Consider the following 20,306-nt stretch of genomic DNA (forward strand, 5'->3'; position numbering starts at 1 on the left):
CCTACTTACCGTCAATGACTTCACGGATTTTACTTGCCAGCTCCGCCAGCTCGTCTTGGTCTGCCATGACACTCTCGTGCTTGCCCAGCTCGTGGACGTGGGTTGGGATTAGGTGCATGTGGTAGTGAAATACGCTTTGTCCTGCACCCGCGTGGTTAAGTTGCATCTGCACAATGCCGTCCACACCTAGGGCAGTGCGTTGGGCAGTGATGACTTTTTGGGCGGTTTTGAACACTGCACAGGCATACTCGCACGGCAAATCAGACAGCTCCACCGCTTCACATTTTGGAATGACCAGCACATGACCTGTTGCCTGTGGCATGACGTCCATAAAGGCAAGGGTTTTGTCATCTTCATAAACCTTATGGCAAGGAATCTCGCCACGCAGGATTTTGGCAAAAATGTTGGTGTTGTCGTAAGTCATGGGCTACTCCTTTTTACAAAATGAATACTTACATTCTAACACAAACCATGTTAAAAACACCCTGATTTTTCAATTTTTAACAAAAACACTTTCCACATAAAGATGATATTTTTTACATTTAGATGTACAATGGTTAAAAATTTAAGGAATAACCCATGATTGCTCAAGCAAAACCCATTTTTAGCAACCACCACAAAGTCTATATCAACCACACAGACGCAGGCGGTATCGTCTATCATGCCAATCATTTGACTTTTTTTGAGAACTGCCGTCGGGATTGGCTGACATCGCTCGGCTTTAATGGTTATTTTTTTGACACGAACGGGACGGCAGATGGCACAGACGGACAGCAAGGCAAGGTGCATTTTGTGGTCAGTCGTGCTGATTTAACCTATAAATTACCACTTTTGGTTGATGACAACCTTGTCGTTGCCATTACTGATGTCGCCAAAAAGCCCGCCAGTCTCATCATGACTCAGTGCATCTACCGCAGTGATGATGATTTTAATCAGGGAAAGGTCGCCACCATTGGTGTGATTACCCTTGCTTGCGTCATGAACAGCGAACACGGCATTCGCCCCTGTCGTCTACCTATGGCGTTTCGCTGATAATTTGTCAAAATGGCGAAATCATGGCAAACAGTTTGGCTTAACCACAAAAAAACAGGAAGTATTTTCTCCCTTTTTTTACTTTTGACAGTAGCTTACAGTTTAAACTCATGCACACTATCCACAAATACCTTAGCGTGTTCGGGTTTGACCCACTGGGTAATGCCATGCCCAAAATTTGCCACATAGCCCGTTTTGTCATTCACATAGGCATCTGATAGCATATCATGTACCGCCTTTTTGATGTCGGCAGGCGAGCCGTAAAGCGTGGCAGGATCAAGGTTACCTTGAATGGCTTTTTGACGTTGTAGCTTTTTGTGCTTGACCGTCAAAGCCTTTTGAGCATCATTAAGTTCATGTCTTGCCTTGTCTAGGGGCATTGTCCAGTCCAGCCCCAAGCAGTCGGCTTGACTGTCCGCTTGAGCATCAAGCCATAAGCCACCGCCTTTGGTAAACATGACCACAGGCACATCGGGGTGATTGGCTTTTAAGCGGGCGATGATTTCACGATTATAATTATGGCTAAATTCCACAAATTGACGATGACCCAACGCCCCACCCCAACTGTCAAAAATCTGCACAATCTGAGCCCCTGCATGTATCTGAGCGCCCAGATAATCCACGACAGCGTCCGAGATTTTGGCAAGTAAGGCGTGCAAAAACTGTGGTCGGGCGTACATCATCTCTTTGGTATGGCGAAACTCACGGCTAGAACCGCCTTCCACCATATAGGTCGCCAAAGTCCAAGGACTGCCACTAAATCCAAACAGTGGCACTTGTCCGTTTAGCTCTTTTCGGATATTGGTTACCGCTTTTAGCACATAGTCAAGCTGACTGTTTACATCAATTTTTGGCAAACGTTCAAGGTCGGTCGGTGTGCGTACGGTGTATTTAAGTTTAGGGCCTTCGCCTTCTTCAAAATAAAGTCCAAGCCCAAACGCATCAGGGATTGTCAAAATATCACTGAACAAAATCGCCGCATCCAGCTCAAAACGGCGTAACGGCTGCAAGGTAACTTCAGTCGCCATGTCGGTGTCCTTGCACAGGCTTAAAAAATCACCTGCTTTGGCACGGGTTTCTTTGTATTCTGGTAAATAACGCCCTGCCTGCCTCATCATCCATACAGGGGTGACATCAATAGGCTCAAAACGCAAAGCACGCAGTAGGCGGTCATTTTTTAGGGGGGCAAATTGTTGGGTCATTGTCATTCCACTGGTTAAGTTAATTTTTAGTTGGCTCTGGTTCAAAAAGTATGCTACAAAGAAAACCGTTCGTGGTGAGCTTGTCGAACCATAACGGTTTTCCTACCCGTAGGCATAGCTCAGGGCGAACAGAAAACCTAGTTCAGCATACTTTTTGGACTACTATCTTTTAGTTAAATCAATTTTTAAAATTTTTTCATTGTTAATTGACTATACCTTTGGGTAAATTTGTAGGGGCAAATGACACTTGCCCTTTAATAACGTGCTCATTTTTGGGCAAATTGCAATTCGCCCCTACACACCCAAATTGTAAAATGCATCTTTATTAAACAATATCAAAATTTTAAATATCTATCACAAAACCGCCATGTCATCACGGTGCACCATAATGGCTTTGTCGTTGTCGCTTAGGTTTAGGATTTGTAGGACTTCATCGGTGTGTTTTTGGGTGATTTGTTTGGCTTGACTGCTATCAAAACCAACTTGACCCACCGCCAACCGCACTTTTTGGGTGTTAACAATCTCCACCACATCGCCCATGTCAAAATCACCTTGCACGTCTAGCACGCCCACAGACAGTAGCGATTTGTGCTGTTCGGTAATCGCCTTGACTGCCCCATCATCGATGATGAGCGTGCCCGCCATACGTAGGTGCGTGGCAAGCCATTGCTTTTTGGCAATCAGGCGGTCGGCATGGTCGGTCGTGAGTCGTGTGCCGATAGCCTCGCCATCCACCAGTCGCACGATGACATTTTCCACCTTACCATTGGCGATGATGGTCGGGCAGTTTGCCATGGCGGTCAATCGCCCCGCACGGATTTTGGTTAGCATACCGCCAGACCCCCATTTACCACCGTCCCCTGCCACATCAAACAGATAATCCGCCATCGCTCGCTCGCTTGTGATAAGCTTGGCGTTGGGATTGGTGCGTGGATTGTCGGTAAATACACCGTCTTGATCGGTTAGGATAATGTACAAATCCGCCCCTATCATGGTCGCACTCATCGCCCCAAGCGTGTCATTATCGCCAAATTTTATCTCGCCATAGCTGACCGTATCATTTTCATTGATGACAGGCACGACACGCCACGCCAAAAGCTGGCTCATGGTCTGGCTAATGTTAAGATAACGGGAGCGGTGAGCTAAGTCGTCATGAGTCAAGAGAATCTGTGATGACTGCACGCCTTTTTGGATTAACGCTTGCCACCATGTCTCAATCAGCCCCATCTGTCCAATGGACGCACAGGCTTGCAAGGCAGTCAATTTTTTGGGGCGTTCGGGCAGATTCATGCGAACCACGCCTTCGGCAACCGCCCCACTAGACACCAGCACAACTTCAATCCCACGAGCGTGCAAGGTGGCGATTTGTCTTGCCCATTCATAAATGGCGGTACGGTCCAGTCCACGACCGTTGTTGGTCAGTAGCGATGAGCCGATTTTTACCACGATACGCTTTGGCAAATTATCCATGCTATTTCCTTATATCAGCCCATCATCAGTACGGAGCGTATTCCACTGCCACATCATAGTCGTCATCATTCCAATCATCATCGTCATCGTCCGATACGCCCTCACGCTCGGCTTTACGGCGGGCACGGTAGGCTTCTTTTTGGATTTCGGTGTTGTGGCGAACTTCTTCTTCAAGTCTGGCAAATCGTTCAGCTCTTTCTTTGGCAAAATCAGCGTCCTCCGCCTCTCGCTCTTGCTCCGCCTCAATCTCACTCATCAGATGATATTTAATCTCGTCCACACCTTGTCCGCTAATGGTAGACGTGCGAAACACTTCGCCCTGCCAGTCTAGCTCTTTGACGATATTATTACAAACTTCATCAATCTCATCATCTTCTAATTGGTCAATTTTGTTTAATACCAAAATTTGGGGCAATTTGGACAATTCAGCAGAGAATTTTTCAAGCTCATTTAGAATAATGCGTGCGTTCTCCACAGGATTTGACTCATCAATGGGTTTTACGTCCACGATATGAAGTAGCCGTCTGGTACGGGCAACGTGCTTTAAAAAGCGAATGCCAAGCCCTGCCCCATCTGACGCCCCTTCAATCAAGCCCGGGATATCCGCCATCACAAAGGACTGATGCGTTCCCACGTCCACCACGCCTAGGTTCGGCACAAGGGTGGTAAAAGGATAATCCGCCACTTTTGGGCGAGCGGACGACACTTGACGGATAAAGGTGGATTTACCTGCGTTTGGCAAACCAATTAGCCCCACGTCCGCCACGACTTTTAGCTCTAACTTCAGATTTTTGGCTTCGCCAGCAAAACCAGGGATTGCTTTACGGGGGGCTTGGTTGGTAGAAGTTTTAAAACGGGTATTACCAAACCCACCGTCTCCGCCTTTAGCAACAAGCACGACTTGCCCCACTTCGGTCAAATCGCCAATCACCACATCAAGGTCGGTATCAATAATCGTTGTCCCTACAGGCACTTTTAGATAGATGTCGTCCGCCCCTTTGCCCGAGCAGTTTTTGGAGCGACCGTTTTCACCCCTTTTGGCTTCAAATTTACGAGTATAACGAAAATCCACGAGTGTGTTGGTGTTGTCATCAGCAATCACATAAACATCGCCACCCTTACCGCCATCACCGCCATCAGGCCCGCCTTTGGGGACAAATTTTTCACGGCGAAAACTAACAATGCCGTTACCGCCATCGCCTGCCTTTACGCTGATTACAGCTTCATCAATAAAACGCATAATTTCTCAAAATATTTTAATCTAACTGGTAATTATATCACATTTTTTATAAAATCTTTATCATAAAAGCACGGTTTATAAAAAATATCTGTTGGTTAAAAAATTATATCCGAACGATTATAATACATTCATCACACTGGGCGTATATTTATGAATTTACACAATATTGGCTTGGTATTGGCTGTATGGCAGTAATTTTAGCAACCAGATTTTATTTTCAGCCGATTTTTCGCTATTATGACCTGCACCAAAGCTTATTTTTTAAAAGCATGACTCAAACACTCATTAATGACACAGGCAACAAACGTATTCACTACAGGCACGTTTGTTTTTCACACACATATTTCTGGGATAAAGATGAGCGACCCTATCAAATGGAGCTAACCACCATGCCCTCACTTATCTCAAAAGAATTTCAAGCAGTTATCAAGTTTAATAACACACACATTGAAGAAAATCACCTTATGGCAATTGACAATCGCACAAATAACATCACAGATTCTTTCATCAATGAACTCATCAAACGTTCTGCTAAATTTGACCACTCCTTTAGCACTTCACACGAAGCGTTATATGAATTTTATACTACCGCTTGCATTCCTGTGCGTTATATGAAATATTGCAATCATTACTATGTATACCCCACCACACCTATTTCTCATACTCATCAGTAGGAAACTCCATGCCCCTAGAACCACATGACAATGATTTTGATGGTAATTTTGATGAGAACTGGGAATATGAAGAGCCCTTATTTTCAAAAATAGAAATTCTCATTTTTTCTATTGCAACTCTCACATTGGGCATTTTTTCAACGTTTATCTTTCATTTTTTTAATGAAGAAATTATTAAAGTCATTTATCCTTTTGGCTTACAATGAGAAATTATGGTTTTTGATTTTATTTAAAAGCGGTTTATGTTTACTTACCTTTGTTGTGATTTGGCTTGTCCATTATCGTCTTTATCATTATTCTTATGAAGGTTTGTCTTCATATTTGGGATTTAACAAACCAAATTGGAATTTTTTATTATTATGGACGATTATTTTTATTAGCTTACATTCATTTCAATGGGCGAATCACACCCGAGCTATTCATATTAGGTTAAGCGAAGATATTTTAACTTATGGACTTTGGGCAACCTTAATCAGCACCGTGATTATTGCCCCTATTTATGAAGAAATTCTGATGCGTGGATTTTTATGGCGGGCGACCTTAGATGCCTTTCAAAGCGAACGCATTGCTTTAATTCTTAGCAGTGCTGTTTTTGCTTTTGCACACTACAACTTTGACCCAACCGCTGTAATGTTCTATTTTATCAGCAGTTTTATTTTTGTTTCTGCCAGAACCACAGGGGGAACACTTGCCTTTGCCATATTTTTGCATTTTTTACACAATTTCGCCTTGGTGTTGGAAACGTTGGTCATCATGTCAAAATAATACGGTCAAAAATTTTAAAAGTACCGCAAAATCAACCTTAGGCGTAAGGTGCGTACCACACACCGTTTTTAATGAAATCTATTTAATGGTGCATGATACGCACCTTACGCAGGCTTTATACCCCCCTATCCAAAACACCACGCAAACATCAAAAAGTATTATGTTAAATAAATTTTAATCACCGAAACAAAAATCCCACTAGTGTATACTCGTGGGATTTTGTGTCAAGCCTTTGGCCAATTATTCGCCAACAACAGACACATAACGGCGACCAAACTCGCCTTTCTTTTCAAATTTTACCACGCCATCAGTCAAGGCAAATAGCGTGTGGTCACGACCCATGCCTACGCCTTCACCTGCGTGAAATTCGGTGCCACGCTGACGCACGATAATGTTACCTGCGATGACATCTTGACCGCCAAATACTTTTACGCCGAGCATTTTTGGGTTAGAATCGCGACCGTTTTTGGTGGAACCACCAGCTTTTTTAGTTGCCATGAGAATATCTCCTGTGAATACTTTTTATAAAGTATATAAATTAACCATTGATTGCGTTGATTTTAAGCTCGGTGTACCATTGACGATGACCTTGCTCTTTGTGATAGTGCTTACGGCGACGGTGCTTAACGATACGCACCTTTTTGCCACGACCGTGAGAAACTACTTCTGCAACCACGCTGGCACCAGCAACCACAGGCTGACCGATTTTTACATCAGCACCATTTACTACCATCAGCACTTCCTCAATATTCAAGGTTGCACCAACTTCTGCTTTTAGAAGCTCAACTTTCAAAGTCTCGCCAACGCTGACACGGTGTTGCTTACCGCCACTTTTGATAACTGCGTACATTTGTACTCTCCAAGAAACCTGTCTGCCGTGATTGGCGACCTGCCAATGCTTGAAAACGGACGAGACTAGGATAAAACGCCTCATTATACGCTATTTTTTTGGGGAGTGCAAGGGGTTTTAAAAAATTCCCTTCTCTTTCTTAATTCTTTTAACCTGTTCAATTTTTTCACGCTCTCTTGGGTTGTTGCTCATATGACTATGCATAGGCATTTTTGAATGACAGTCAGCACACAAAGCCATCAAATTAGAATATTGACACTCATTTTTTTGTCCGTTAATATGATGTGTTTCCAATAAACTAGTATAATTTACCAAATTAACACCACATTTTTCGCAAGTCCAATTTTTAAATGCTCGGTAATTACGACTAATTTCATTCCAATTTTTTGGATATTGATTAACTGACGAGTTAATACTTGAATATCCACTACTATCCACAAGCGATTTCGGATATTTTTCAAAAAATCTTGCTATCGTGAAATCTCTTACATATTTATCTCTTTTTGCTCTATCCCAACCCATAGAAAACCCATCCCAATCCAAAATATTTAAACAATTTTGACAAACATCTAACTTTTCTTCAATTTCTCTAACGTTATTCCCACCAATGATATTTAGGTAAAAAATCCCTGTTTCGTTTTGAGTGCGAACATATCGTCTTTTTCTGTTATTTTCAAACATTGTCTGCAATGTTGAACATTTTGCAATATGAAATCTTGGTAAATCAGAATGTCCGTAGTTTGCAACATCTCTAATATACAATATAACCCTCTCATTATTATAGGTTAAAGTATGGTCTTTTAGTGGCGTAATTTCATTGATGTCATCAAAATCCTGCCCTTTACCATTCAATAACTCCCTAACACCTTGATTTTGACAATCCCTATAATTTCCATAGGTATATCTGTCAATTCCCATTTTTTCTTTTAGGGCATTTAGTTTATTATTTTCAAAAAAATTTGGTAACTTAATTATCATTTTATATTCCCCAAATTATTTAAAACCTCTTGCATATATTCATCAGCATTGGTTCTTACTTTAAACTCAACACGCTGTGAAGCTTGTTGATTTTCTGTGCCGTCATTATTCAATATCAGTTTAGATGACGACAATCCATTAGCAGTCAAAATATTTTTTGTCCAATCCTTGTTATTGATATTGGTATTAACAAGCACATAGCGTAATACACTCAAAGTGCGAGCTTGCGATAATTGCATATTTAAAAAATAAGCATCATCACCACTAACTCCCACACTCCATTTACTTGAAGTATGTCCTTCTATACGAATCTCTTCAATCTTATCTTTATATTTATCTTGACTAAGTATTTTGATATATCTTGGGAAAAAGTCGTTTAAAATGATAGCAAATTGTGGCTTTAAAACATCTTTCCCTGTATCAAACAAAACATCTGGCGACTTAAAGCGAATGGATAAATTTTTGCTATCACATTCAGCGTCCCATTTAGCTAAATCTTTTGAAAATTCAGCACACAAATCACGCCCCAATTCATCTTTTGAAGCTGTATAGCCAGAAATCGCATTGCTTACCTTTAACATATACAAGACAGCAATTAACATAAACACCATCATTAAGCCTGTCATTAAGTCAGCAAGTGGTATCCAATGTTGTTCAGAGTTTTTTGCCATATCTTATCTGCCACTTTGTTTTGTTATTTGTGATATTCTTGCTAATGCATTAGATAACGCATTATAATCATTAGCAAATTTTTCAGTCATCGCAGTAAGCTGTCCACCAAGCGTCGTCAAGGATTGAGTTAAGGCTTCTTCTATGCCTTTATTGAGAGCGTTTGTTTGCTTCTCGGTGCTTTCTGCCAAACTAGCAACCTTTCTATTAAATTCATCGCTAGAGTTTTGCATTGTTGTTGCAATACTGAGTATTTGAGAACTAATTTTTGGTAGGTCATCAGAAGCCTGTATAACCAATGTAGATAATGTGGTTAATTGTGTTTGAATAGCTTGTCTTTGAGCATTTAAATTACCTAATGTTGTTTCTAAATTTTTAGAAACATCTATAAAATTTTTTGAATTTTCTAATGTGCTATTAAAATTATTGGTAATAACATTAGATTGTTCAATAACTGAATTTAGTTTATTGGTTAATTGTTCAATATTTTCAATAAGTTGATTTAATGAATTTGTACTAGCATCTATATAATCGGTATATTGATTTTGCCAAACCAATAATTTTTCAACCGCTTGATTCAATTGTTTGAAATTTTCGCCAAATTGCTCATTAATTTTTGCATTAAAATCCTTAATGACATCTTGCAAAGCGTTAACTAGTTCTTCTGATGAAGATTTAGCAATTTTGCTTAATGCTTCATTTTGAGATTTTATAGATTGCTCCAAGAGTTCTTTGTTTTCTTCTCTTAGACCCCTTAATTCATCAATTAAAATTTGATAAAATTTTTCATTATCGGAAAACTCTTCATAATTTGGAAAAAAAATATCCCTAAGTTTAAAAGTTAATGCACTACCAACACCGAAAACCGAAGCCCAAAATGCAGTTTTCATGCTTTCCAATAGAGCTGGAACGCTACTGGTAATATTTAATGCATTAAACTCCAATAAGCCCCTAGCAATCGCAAAAAAGGTTGCAAATATTCCCAATGTCGTTAAAAAAGTTGGGGCTTTTTCAGAAATATTTTTATTATAGGCAATATGAAAAACAAGAGCAAATACAAAAATAAAAGCAATGAAAAACTTAGTTTCATTAGGCAAATTCATAAACAAATCAAGCATATAAAAACCTTATCATTCCTACAAGAAAATTGAAATTAAAAGAAATCGGTTGCTAATCCTCCGCCCTATCCGCGAATGCATACCACACCGCCAAGCTTTGTGCCACCTGCGCCACATTATGCGTCCGCACAATGCCCGCCCCCTGTGCCAACGCAAAGAGAGCAAGGGCGGTGCTGGCGGTATCTCGCTCGGCAGGATTGTTGTTTGCTAGGGTTTCAATACCGCTCTCCGCCAAAATTTCGCCAACAAAGCGTTTACGAGATACGCCAAACAACATCGGATAACCCAATTTGCCAAATTCGCCCAAATGCTTAACAATATCAATATGATGTCCATATTCTTTGGCAAAGCCCATACCCACATCAAGGACGATATTTTCTCGCCGAACGCCCGCTCGCAACGCCTTATCCACCAAGCCCCCAAGCTCCGCCAACACTTCGGCCAGCACATCGTCATACACCGCCATTTTGTTCATTGTGAGAGGCTCGCCCCGACTGTGCATTAAGACAACAGGCAATGCCAAACGGCTTGCCATATCGCACGCCCCTGCCCGTTGTAAGCCCCGCACATCGTTCCAAATGTCCGCCCCCAAATCCGCCATTTGTGCCATAACGGCCGGGCTACTCGTGTCAATGGACAGCCAAAGATTGGGGTAGGTTTTTTTGATTTCACGGACAATGGGCGTTAGGCGAGCCAGCTCCAAATCGTCTGTAACAGGCGTGGCATTGGGGCGAGTGGATTCCGCTCCAATGTCAATAATGTCTGCCCCTTGCCGTAGCATTTCGTCCACTCGGGCAAGGGCGGTGTGGGTGGCGGTAAATTGCCCACCGTCCGAAAAAGAATCGGGCGTAACATTTAAAATGCCCATTATTCTGGGTTTGGATAAATTTAAAATTTTGCCATTGGCGGATAAGGCAAAATTGGGCAAAGGGGCGAATAAGGGGTTTGGGGTTTCGTTACAGTCGGTCATTTTAAATTTTCCAAATAAAGTTCGGTTTGTTGCTGATTTAAGTGATGCCAAATGACAAAAATTTCATTTTTGGCGTAAGGTGCGTATTACGCACCATTAAAAAGAATTAGTCCAAAGTGGTGTATGGTACATATCTTATAGTTGAATATGGCAATTATTATAACAGATAATTTTATTAAAATCATTGTATTTTTTTAAAATAACAATGATTTAAAAATTGGTTTATTTTGATAATCATAAGGTGCGTATTACACAACACCTTATTTAACTTATCGATTATTTTTTAATATAAAAACCATTAAGATATAATCTTATAATGATGATTTTTAATCGTGTGTGATACGCCTTAAAATCCAAATTAAAAAATAAAATAATTAAATTACCATTTTTAGTTATTAACTTTTAATAGTTCTTGATACGCACCTTACCAAACTTAATTTTAAAAAAAATAGCAAAATTGATAACTTATTATTTTTTTCATTTAAAAAACCACAATCTAATCAACTTTAAAAAATAATTTTTATTGCACAATAAACCTTGAAAAAAATTTTTAATTATGCCATTATACTTTATTTTAAAATCCTTGTTAAGGAAAAACTTTGCACTATTTTGAACAACACAAAGACACAGAAAAGGCGATTTTGGTGCATTGCACCTTTAAAAGTTTGGATTTTGCCGACAATCAAAACGATTTGGACGAATTTCGCCTACTTGCCATTTCTGCCGATGCCGAAATTTTGGGCGAAATCACAGGCACAATGAACAAACCTTCTGCCAAATATTTTGTAGGGACGGGCAAGGCGGACGAAATCGCCCAAAAAGTTGCCGAAACAGGGGCAGAAATAGTTCTTTTTAATCATACACTTACACCCAGTCAAGAACGCAATTTGGAAAAAATCTTGCAATGCAAGGTCATTGACCGTATGGGGCTGATTTTAGACATTTTTGCCAAACGAGCAAGGACTTATGAAGGCAAACTGCAAGTGGAATTGGCACAGCTGACCCATTTATCGTCAAGGCTGGTGCGTGGCTATGCCCATCTTGGACAACAAAAAGGCGGTATTGGGCTACGGGGCCCCGGCGAAACCCAGCTTGAAACCGACAGACGGCTACTCCAAGTGCGGGTAGGTCAGCTCAAAGCCAAGCTCGCCAAAGTCAAGCAAACTCGCCAAATCGGACGAGCCAAACGCACCAAATCGTCCACGCCCACCGTCTCGCTGGTCGGCTACACCAATGCGGGCAAATCCACGCTGTTCAACGCCTTGACGGGCGAGAACATTTACAGTGCTGACCAGTTGTTTGCCACGCTTGACCCCACTTTGCGTCAAATTGACTGGCAAGGCGTGGGCAAAGTGGTGCTGGCGGATACGGTCGGCTTTGTGCAAAATCTGCCACACGAACTTGTGGAGAGCTTTCACGCCACGCTAGAAGAGACTTTGGAGGCGGATTTGTTATTGCATATTATTGACAATAGCAGTCCCAACATGCACGAGCAGATTGACGCAGTTAATAGCGTCCTTCATGAAATTGGTGCAACCGCCCCTGTCTTGCTTGTCCATAACAAAATCGACAAAACCAAAGAAAAGCCCACCATTCATTATAAGGATGCTACCACACCCCACCGTGTTTATGTGTCGGCTCATGCAAATTTGGGTATCAATGAACTAACCCAAGCGGTGCAGGAACTTTTGGTGGGGAGCTTGTCGTATTTTTACTTAACCCTACCCTATCACGCAGGACAATTAAAAAACGCCTTGCATGAGCTTGGGGTCATTACTCATAGTGAATTTGATGAAACTGGACATGAAATGCTGACGGTTCGCCTTGCCAAAGACAAATTAAAAGAGCTACTCGGCAAATATCATCTTAATGCCTTTGATGTATTGCCACCACATGAGGCAAACAGTCTTTTGCCTGTATTGGAGGAGTTTGAAAAAGTAAATATCAAACCCAATGATGATAATAATGACGAATTAAATCCGTTTTATTTTTAAGTTTAATCTCTCTGCCAAAAATTTGGGATTGGTTTGTAATAAAAAGTGCGTGCCATCAATGACTAAAAAGTCAATATTCTCAAACATCGTCCCAAATGCCAATCCTGCTTTTTATCAACCAAATCATCACACCTTGCCGATACATATACGCAAGGGACTGATGATTTTGGTAAATGGCTTGGGATTTTGGCATGAGCGATATTGGATAGACGCTTTTTAAACAAGGGTAAAATGGCAGGACTACTAATGACTGCCAACACTTCACGAAATAAGCCAATCAATTCCTCATTTGCCCAATGACGAAATAATAGAAATCCCAATAATTGATTTGGCAATAATCTCGCCCATGCAGGATTGATGAAAAGTCCAAATTTTGCCAATACAGACGGACATGCCAAAAACCCACCGATAATATAAATCTTTTCAATAGCTAATTGGCATTTTAATAAATAAGGCACAAACAGCGATGAATAAGATTCAAACACCACCACAAAAGACTCATATCCAAAATTACCATGAATAAACTTGACAATTTTATCAGCTTGATATTCTAATGCTTGATTGTTATTATCTTTAATATGACAAGCATTAAAATCATAAATGGCAATGCGATAATTGACATCTGATTGATTTAATTCATCAAGCAATGGACGAAATAAAATCCCTGTGCCGTCCATGCCTGATAATAATAACAAATTTTTCATACCCTACCTAGTCATCACACTCGCCCACACCTTGTCGAGTCGTTTTGCCGAGACAGGCACCGCCGTTTTCATGGGTTGGGAAAACAGTTGTATGCGGTATTCTTCCACAAGCCAGCGATACTCGCTGATTTTTGGGTCGTGAATGCGGTTTGCCAGCCTTTCCATATGCTCATCAAGGGCATACACCCCGTCCAAATCATTGTCCAGATTGTTCGGCAAACGGTCAAGACGCACCTTTAATGCCCCCAAATAACGGGGATACTGTCGCCAAGCCTCATAAGGCACACGATAAACAAAATCGCCCAAACACAAATCATCAAGCTGGTCTTCAATGTCATCAATGCTCTCGCCAAAAATATCACGGTCAAGCATCAAAAGCTGTCCCCGCACCGTTTGCCAAGTGGTGTAAATGTCCTTTAAGACCTTTAACATCTCTTGTCCCACGCTCAAAAACTGACCGCTTATCAACTCCCTAACCGCCCCAAACTCGCCTGCATTTAGGGGCACTTTGTCAAGCAAATCGCCCATCTTATCATCACGCACAAAGCCCGCCACCTTTTTACGCACGCTCGTATCAACAAAGGGCTTGGCGTATTTTTCAAAAGTCGCTTGCAAAGTCGCATCCACCAGCACGCTTTTTAATTTTTCCAAATCACCCAAAGGAGCGAACGCCATTTTAAAGACTTTATCAATTTGAGAAGTCAGCTGTTTTTGTTTTGCTCCGAGTGTCAGCCTGACAAGCGACAACACGCCTTTTTTATGCATGGCTAATGCCCCTGTCAAGTCGCCAAATTCCATCACCGCTACTTTGCCCGTCTCATCAGGACTTAGGGCAAAAAAGGCTTGTGTTACCATGCCCTTATGATGACGAGTTTTGATAAAGTCAAAATGCTCAGGGAAGCTGTCGTGAATGCCTTCGGACACGGTCTGTACTTGGGCGTGCGTGCGGTACTTGGCTTGCAATTTTTCCAAATCTCGCCCTTTTTCAATCACTCGCCCCTTGTCATCAAGCACGCAAATCAAGGGCTGTAAATATTTATCAATCTCATGAATCTTAAAATCGTCCGCCCCCACTTTTACGCCCATTCTAAGCAGATTATGACAAAGTTGGTCTAAAAGTCCCACGCCATTGCCCTGCGTAAGTTTGTCCATCAGGGCGTGGGCGGTGTCAGGAATGGGGACGATTTTTCGGCGAATGTCTTTTGGCAAGGTTTTTAATAGCCCTGACACAAGCTCAAACCGCCACCCTGCCACACCCCACAATAAATCCACACCATCAAGCTGAGACAATGCCCCTGCCCCCACTTTGACGCTTACGCCGTCATCGTCCGAGCTTGGGTCAAAGACATAGGACAAGGGGAATTTGACTGCCCCCACTTGCCAAAATTTGGGAAATTCTTGTCCGACATTGACGACACTGTTTACGACATCTTCGTCTTTAAATTTTAAAAACTCATCATCGCCTACCTTGCCAAGCCAATCTTCAAAGGCTTTGGCGGACGCAATGTAGGGCGGAATTTTATCATCATAAAATTCATAAAGTCGCTCTTCGTCCACGAGTAAATCTCGCCGTCTTAGCTTGTCTTCGGTGTCGCCCACGTCTTTGATTTTTTGGCGGTTGTGGGTCAAAAACGGCAGGGCTTTAGGGTATCGCTCGTCCGCTTGGCTGTCCTGTACGTCCCCCACCAAAGCATCACGGATAAATATCTCACGGCTTGCGGTCAGGTCAATGGTTTCATAATTGACCAATTGTTTATGAACAATAATCAGCCCAAACAGGCTAATCTGAGCATAGGCTTGCACTCTTCCGGCTTTTTTTGACCAATGTGGCTCAAAATAATGGTATTTTAAAAGATTTTTGCCTGCCGACAAAATCCACTCAGGTTCAATCTTGGAAAGTGTACGCATATACACTTGTGAAGTTTCCACCACTTCAAAGGCGAGCACCCATTCTGCTCCTTTTTTATGCAAGGTGCTGGCAGGAAAAATACGTGCCTTTTGGTTTTTGGTCATGAGATACTCGCCCACCGTGTCGGTTTTGTGAGCAACAAAAGATAGCAGTGCCGTCAATAACGCCCGATGAATGCTGGTATAATCTTCGCTAAATTGCAGTTTGGTTTTGCCTTGTTCTTTTAAACTGGCTAAAATCGCACTGTTTCCTACCTTAGCTTTTTTACCGCCTTTTAAGCCAATGCGACCTTTTGGGGCATCTTTTTTATCATCAGCTTTTTTGGTATTATTATCGTCAATTTTATTGTCATTATCGGCAATCTGATAACCCAAATCCGCCACCATTTGACTAAGCTGTTCATGCGTTTTTTGCCATTCTTTGATGCGTGGAAATGACAAATAATGCTTTTTGGCAAAATTCTTGCGTCCGTTGCCAGTCAGCTTATCGCCACCGTGCATTTCATGGGCGCTAAACAGTACGTTAAACAATTCTACATAAAACAAAAAGTCCGAATTTTCACGGCGAAACAGGGCGTGCTTTTGGTCAGCTTGCGACTGTTTATCGGCAGGGCGTTCACGCACGTCTTGCACGGCAAGGGCGGAGACGATGATGAGCATTTTGTCAAGGCAGGCAAATTCATGCCCTGCGATGAGCATACGGGCAAGGCATGGGTCTATCGGCATACGAGCCATTTTTTTGCCAATGTCGGTCAAAGCGGAGTGTTTTTGTTTGCTCGTTTTTCCTTTTAGGACTTTTTTAAAGGCGGTTTTGGTTGGCGTGTCGGATAGCGCCCCAAGCTCGTGTAGGAGTTTTCGTCCGTCATTGACAAGGCGTAAATCAGGCGGTGTGATAAAATCAAACTCCGCCACATCGCCCAGCCCCAAATGCTCCATTTGCAAAATCACGCTTGCCAAATTGGTACGCAAAATCTCAGGCTCGGTAAAAGGCGGACGGCTGTCAAAATCTTCTTTAGAGTACAAACGTATGCACACACCGTCCCCAATCCGTCCACAACGTCCCGCTCGCTGGTTCGCCGCCGCTTGGCTAATGGCTTCAATGGGCAAACGCTGAATGCGTGAGCGGTAATTATAACGGCTAATCCGTGCAAAACCCAAATCAATGACATAGCGGATGTTTGGCACGGTCAAGGCGGTCTCGGCAACGTTGGTTGAAATGATAATCCGCCTACCCCCTGTGGGCTTAAAAATACACTGTTGTTCGGCAAAACTTTGGCGGGCAAACAAGGGCAAAATCTCGGTGTGGGGCGGTGCGTGAGCGGTTAAAATGTCCTGTATCTCACGAATCTCGGCTTCGGTACTGGCAAAAATCAAAATGTCCGATGAGCTTGGGTGTCCTTCGGTGCGTGCGTCATCAAAACACTCGGCAACGGCAGACGTCAAGGCTCTGGGGAGCTTGTCTTCCATGTCATCAAAAGCGTCATCGTCATGGCTTTTGACAATCTCATCTATCAAGGGGCGATAGCGGGTCTCCACAGGATAGCTTCGCCCTTCTACGTTGATAATCGGCACATCGCCTTTTACGGACGCCTTAAAATACTCGGCAAAACGGGCGGTGTCTAGGGTGGCTGACGTGATGATGACCTTTAAATCAGGGCGTTTTGGCAGTAGGCGTTTTAAATAACCCAAAATAAAGTCAATATTTAAGCTACGCTCGTGCGCTTCGTCAATGATAATGGTGTCATAGCGTGTCAAAAACTTGTCCGACCCCAGCTCGGCAAGCAAAATACCGTCCGTCATGAGTTTGATAAGGCTATCACGACTGCCCTGCTCGGTAAATCGCACCTTAAAACTCACCGTCTGCCCCAAACTCTCGCCAAGCTCGTCTGCAATTCGCATGGCAACACTGCGAGCGGCAAGCCGTCTGGGCTGAGTGTGTCCGATTTGCCCTGTGATGCCCCGTCCTGCGAGCATGACAAGTTTGGGGAGCTGAGTGGTTTTACCCGAGCCTGTCTCGCCTGCCACGATGATGACTTGATTGTTCTGTATCGCACGGATAATCTCATCGGCTCGGGCGGTAACGGGCAAATCGGCATTGAGCTTATCCTTTAAATCAGACGGCACGCTGTCCATACGAGCTTGTACCGCCTGACTAGAACGCTCAATGATACTATCAAGCTGGGCTTGTTTTTTGGCCTTGATGTCGGCAGGAAAATTGCCACGCAACTCACGCTCTAAGCGATGAGCGATGTGGCGGTCTTTGGCGAGTAGAAGAGTGTTGGGATTTTGGGTTGCATTTGGCATTGTTGTGTTATGATTAATCATTCTAAAAATCAGATAAATGGGGCTTATGCAAGGATTTACAAGCCGTGCCACTGGCATTAAGGATAATTTTCATACCGTTTGTAAACTTAGGCACACTTTTTGGTGTGGTTTTTTAAAAAACCAGCTATAATAAGCCATTTTTGGCAAAATTTTATACGATGAGCGAACTTAACGTTTTAGATTTGATTTTAGAAGCCAGTTTGCTGGTGCAACTGGTCATGGGATTGCTACTGCTCCTATCATTAATTGGTTGGGGGTTGATTTTTCACCTGTCCGCCAAACTTGGCAGTGCTAAACGCTTTGATAATGATTTTGAAGCGTGGCTATGGTCAGGCAACACCCTTGCCAAACAGTACAGCTCAGTTGCCAATGAGCTTGAACGCACCGGCTTAGAGCAGGTGTTTTTTGTCGGTTATGGCGAGTTTTTAAAAGCCCAAAAATCAGGGGCAATGCAAGCCGACACGCTAGACAGTGTTGAGCGTAAATTTAAAGTCGCCATTGGCAAACAACAAGCCGTATTAGAGCAAGGCTTGGCAACCTTAGCCAGTATCGCATCAGTCTCGCCTTATATCGGACTGTTTGGCACAGTGTGGGGGATTATGACCGCTTTTATTGGGTTATCTAGTGCTGAGAGCGTGAGTCTTGCTACCGTCGCCCCTGGTATTGCCGAAGCCTTGATTGCCACCGCCATGGGGTTATTTGCCGCCATTCCTGCCAGTCTTGCCTTTAACCATTTTAGCGCCAAGGCAGGAGCGTTGTACGAGTCTCGGGCGCTGTTTTGTGAGGAGCTAACGGGTGTATTTGCTCATGAGTACACCATGGCACAGCGTACTGGTCGGAGTTAGGCGACATCATGAAAAACAGCTACACACGTGCCAAAAAATCCCTAAATAGCGAGATGAATGTCGTCCCTTACATTGACGTCATGCTCGTGCTACTCATCATCTTTATGGTAACCGCTCCCATGCTCACGACAGGGGTAGAAGTCAATTTGCCAAGTGAGAAAACCAGTAACATCACCAAAAGTGAGCTGACCCCTGTCATCGTCTCTCTTACCAAAGATGGTGAGCTGTTTGTCAGTCATGAGAGGGCCATTGATCAAGCCATCAGCGAGAGCGAGCTGTCTGCCTTGCTTACCGACATGGCACAGGCGAACATGGGCGAGAGCGGTAGCCAGCTCCAAGTACTGATTAATGCCGATAAAGATAACGCCTATGAAGCGGTCATGCACGTCATGGCACTGGTGCAAGGGGCAGGTGTTACCAAAGTCGGACTGTTAAGCGGTCAAAGTAGCACTAAAAAGCAATCCAGCAAAAAATAAAAAATAACAGCTCATCATGAACCATCAAACCGCACGCCTAGACTTAGACAACATCGGCACCAAAGAGCCTAAACCCTTGCTCTCGCTCGTGGGTAGTGTCGTGGTGCATGGGCTGATTGTGGCAGGAGTGCTGTTTGCCTACACCCAACAAAAACCTCTACCCGAAACCATCTCCTTAGAAGCGAGCCTAGTCACAGGGGACGACCTAGCAGGGGCAGAAGCCGCCATTGCTGACGCCTTTGCTGAGCATCAAGCCCGGTCCCAAGCCCAAGCCGATAGCATCCAAAACACCACCACCCCTGACAGCAGTCGCAGTGCTCAGCTAGAAGCCTATTATGACGACCTTGCCAGGCGTGAACGTGCCTACCAATCTCAAATGGCAGAGTACGCCAAAAGCCTAGACGAAGAGATACTCTCCGAGATAGAAATGCAAAGGCAAGCCATGGCGGACGAAGAGCGTGAACGGGCTCGTGCCGTGGCAGAGCTAGAAGCTCGAGAACGCAGTAATGATGACATCGCCCGTGAGAACAGCCAAGGGCTTGATGAAGCCCGAGAACGCCGTGATAACGCCATTGCCGAAAAAGAGCGTGCCAATCGTACCGACAGCCGAAGTTTGGACGATGGACAAAGCACCATCAAAGATACGCCCACCACCCCCACCGTAGGACGTGGCGGAGCGGTCAGTGGCGGTAATAGCAGTGGCAGTAGCGGACAAAGTAGCAACCGCAACGAAGTCATCTCTGCCTTGCAACGCCACATTCGCTCACATTGGCGAGCCACTGGCAAAAACCAAACTTTACAAGTCAAGCTCAAAGTGGATGGCGGTGGTAACGTGCTGAGCGTGCAAGTCTCAGGCGGTGATGATTATTTGCGTGAACAGCTAGAAGATACCGTGCGTCGAGCCAGTCCACTCACGCCCATTGTTGGCACGAATTATCGTGACTTGAATTTTAATTTTAAAATCAATTAGAATATATAGGGCGTGCCTGTCTTTTATAACACTATTTACAATATAGAAATATTTTAGAAAAAACTAATCGTTTTTGCATGAAAAATGGCTAAATCTTGTGGCTCGAAGGCGAAAAC

General features: G+C 43.2%; 20 protein-coding genes. 8 read left to right on the top strand and 12 right to left on the bottom strand.

All coding sequences use genetic code 11. From position 1 onward, the window contains the following. Nucleotide 1 precedes the first annotated feature (1 nt). On the bottom strand, nt 2-424 hold the full coding sequence (locus LP107_RS07900) for an HIT family protein (protein WP_078273853.1): 423 nt from the start codon (nt 422-424) through the stop codon (nt 2-4). A 155-nt stretch (nt 425-579) separates the two neighbouring features. Here LP107_RS07900 and LP107_RS07905 point away from each other — a divergent pair, with 155 nt between their 5' ends. Next, entirely contained in the window at nt 580-1,032 is a 453-nt protein-coding gene (locus LP107_RS07905) for a hotdog domain-containing protein (protein ID WP_078273852.1), read from the top strand. A 95-nt stretch (nt 1,033-1,127) separates the two neighbouring features. On the opposite strand, the gene hemE is transcribed toward LP107_RS07905, so the two are convergent. From hemE to cgtA, 3 genes are all read right to left on the bottom strand, one after another. Continuing rightward, nucleotides 1,128-2,234, bottom strand: coding sequence for a uroporphyrinogen decarboxylase (gene hemE / locus LP107_RS07910; protein WP_078273851.1), 1,107 nt, complete (start codon nt 2,232-2,234; stop codon nt 1,128-1,130). Between the two features lie 354 nt (nt 2,235-2,588). After that, a complete protein-coding gene (gene proB / locus LP107_RS07915; protein ID WP_078273850.1) occupies nt 2,589-3,704 on the bottom strand; it encodes a glutamate 5-kinase in 1,116 nt (371 codons plus the stop codon). A 25-nt stretch (nt 3,705-3,729) separates the two neighbouring features. Beyond that, a complete protein-coding gene (cgtA, locus tag LP107_RS07920) occupies nt 3,730-4,944 on the bottom strand; it encodes an Obg family GTPase CgtA (RefSeq protein WP_078273849.1) in 1,215 nt (404 codons plus the stop codon). Between the two features lie 185 nt (nt 4,945-5,129). Between cgtA and LP107_RS07925 the strand changes: the two genes are divergently transcribed. From LP107_RS07925 to LP107_RS07935, 3 genes are all read left to right on the top strand, one after another. Beyond that, a complete protein-coding gene (locus LP107_RS07925; RefSeq protein WP_078273848.1) occupies nt 5,130-5,618 on the top strand; it encodes a hypothetical protein in 489 nt (162 codons plus the stop codon). Nucleotides 5,619-5,626: 8 nt separating this feature from the next. Beyond that, nucleotides 5,627-5,824, top strand: coding sequence for a hypothetical protein (locus LP107_RS07930; protein WP_078273847.1), 198 nt, complete (start codon nt 5,627-5,629; stop codon nt 5,822-5,824). 115 nt (nt 5,825-5,939) lie between these two features. Then, nucleotides 5,940-6,383, top strand: a complete 444-nt coding sequence (locus LP107_RS07935) for a CPBP family intramembrane glutamic endopeptidase (protein ID WP_158079634.1) — start codon at nt 5,940-5,942, stop codon at nt 6,381-6,383. A 240-nt stretch (nt 6,384-6,623) separates the two neighbouring features. Here the strand turns inward: LP107_RS07935 and rpmA are convergent, their stop codons facing one another. From rpmA to folP, 6 genes are all read right to left on the bottom strand, one after another. Further along, the gene (gene rpmA / locus LP107_RS07940) at nt 6,624-6,881 is read right to left on the bottom strand and encodes a 50S ribosomal protein L27 (protein ID WP_029102112.1); all 258 of its coding nucleotides are present in this window, start codon (nt 6,879-6,881) and stop codon (nt 6,624-6,626) included. 40 nt (nt 6,882-6,921) lie between these two features. Further along, on the bottom strand, nt 6,922-7,233 hold the full coding sequence (gene rplU / locus LP107_RS07945; protein WP_078273844.1) for a 50S ribosomal protein L21: 312 nt from the start codon (nt 7,231-7,233) through the stop codon (nt 6,922-6,924). A gap of 117 nt (nt 7,234-7,350) precedes the next feature. After that, nucleotides 7,351-8,211, bottom strand: coding sequence for an HNH endonuclease (locus tag LP107_RS07950; RefSeq protein ID WP_115369809.1), 861 nt, complete (start codon nt 8,209-8,211; stop codon nt 7,351-7,353). Further along, nucleotides 8,208-8,882 (bottom strand): OmpA/MotB family protein, encoded by a 675-nt coding sequence (locus LP107_RS07955; protein ID WP_264676256.1) that lies wholly within the window; start codon nt 8,880-8,882, stop codon nt 8,208-8,210. Before LP107_RS07955 ends, LP107_RS07950 begins: the two co-directional genes overlap by 4 nt. Nucleotides 8,883-8,885: 3 nt before the next feature. After that, nucleotides 8,886-9,998 (bottom strand): MlaD family protein, encoded by a 1,113-nt coding sequence (locus LP107_RS07960; protein ID WP_264676255.1) that lies wholly within the window; start codon nt 9,996-9,998, stop codon nt 8,886-8,888. A gap of 52 nt (nt 9,999-10,050) precedes the next feature. Then, nucleotides 10,051-10,968, bottom strand: a complete 918-nt coding sequence (gene folP, locus LP107_RS07965; RefSeq protein WP_264676254.1) for a dihydropteroate synthase — start codon at nt 10,966-10,968, stop codon at nt 10,051-10,053. Nucleotides 10,969-11,567: 599 nt separating this feature from the next. On the opposite strand from folP, the gene hflX reads away from it, so the two are divergent. Then, entirely contained in the window at nt 11,568-12,962 is a 1,395-nt protein-coding gene (gene hflX, locus LP107_RS07970; RefSeq protein ID WP_078273840.1) for a ribosome rescue GTPase HflX, read from the top strand. Nucleotides 12,963-13,024: 62 nt separating this feature from the next. Here the strand turns inward: hflX and LP107_RS07975 are convergent, their stop codons facing one another. Next, nucleotides 13,025-13,666 carry a hypothetical protein gene (locus tag LP107_RS07975; RefSeq protein ID WP_078273839.1) on the bottom strand — a complete coding sequence of 214 codons (642 nt, stop codon included), beginning with the start codon at nt 13,664-13,666 and terminating at the stop codon, nt 13,025-13,027. Nucleotides 13,667-13,669: 3 nt separating this feature from the next. Continuing rightward, the gene (gene hrpA, locus LP107_RS07980) at nt 13,670-17,878 is read right to left on the bottom strand and encodes an ATP-dependent RNA helicase HrpA (protein ID WP_112742813.1); all 4,209 of its coding nucleotides are present in this window, start codon (nt 17,876-17,878) and stop codon (nt 13,670-13,672) included. Between the two features lie 179 nt (nt 17,879-18,057). Between hrpA and tolQ the strand changes: the two genes are divergently transcribed. From tolQ to LP107_RS07995, 3 genes are read left to right on the top strand one after another with little or no spacing between them, the layout of a single operon-like run. After that, nucleotides 18,058-18,744 (top strand): protein TolQ, encoded by a 687-nt coding sequence (gene tolQ, locus LP107_RS07985; RefSeq protein ID WP_078273838.1) that lies wholly within the window; start codon nt 18,058-18,060, stop codon nt 18,742-18,744. 8 nt (nt 18,745-18,752) lie between these two features. Then, nucleotides 18,753-19,220 carry a protein TolR gene (gene tolR / locus LP107_RS07990; RefSeq protein WP_078273837.1) on the top strand — a complete coding sequence of 156 codons (468 nt, stop codon included), beginning with the start codon at nt 18,753-18,755 and terminating at the stop codon, nt 19,218-19,220. Nucleotides 19,221-19,236: 16 nt separating this feature from the next. Further along, nucleotides 19,237-20,190: a cell envelope integrity TolA family protein gene (locus LP107_RS07995; RefSeq protein WP_078273836.1), complete on the top strand. Its 954-nt coding sequence runs from the start codon at nt 19,237-19,239 to the stop codon at nt 20,188-20,190. The last annotated feature ends 116 nt before the right edge of the window (nt 20,191-20,306 follow it).

This window comes from Moraxella bovis, assembly GCF_025985205.1.
Lineage (GTDB): Bacteria > Pseudomonadota > Gammaproteobacteria > Pseudomonadales > Moraxellaceae > Moraxella > Moraxella bovis.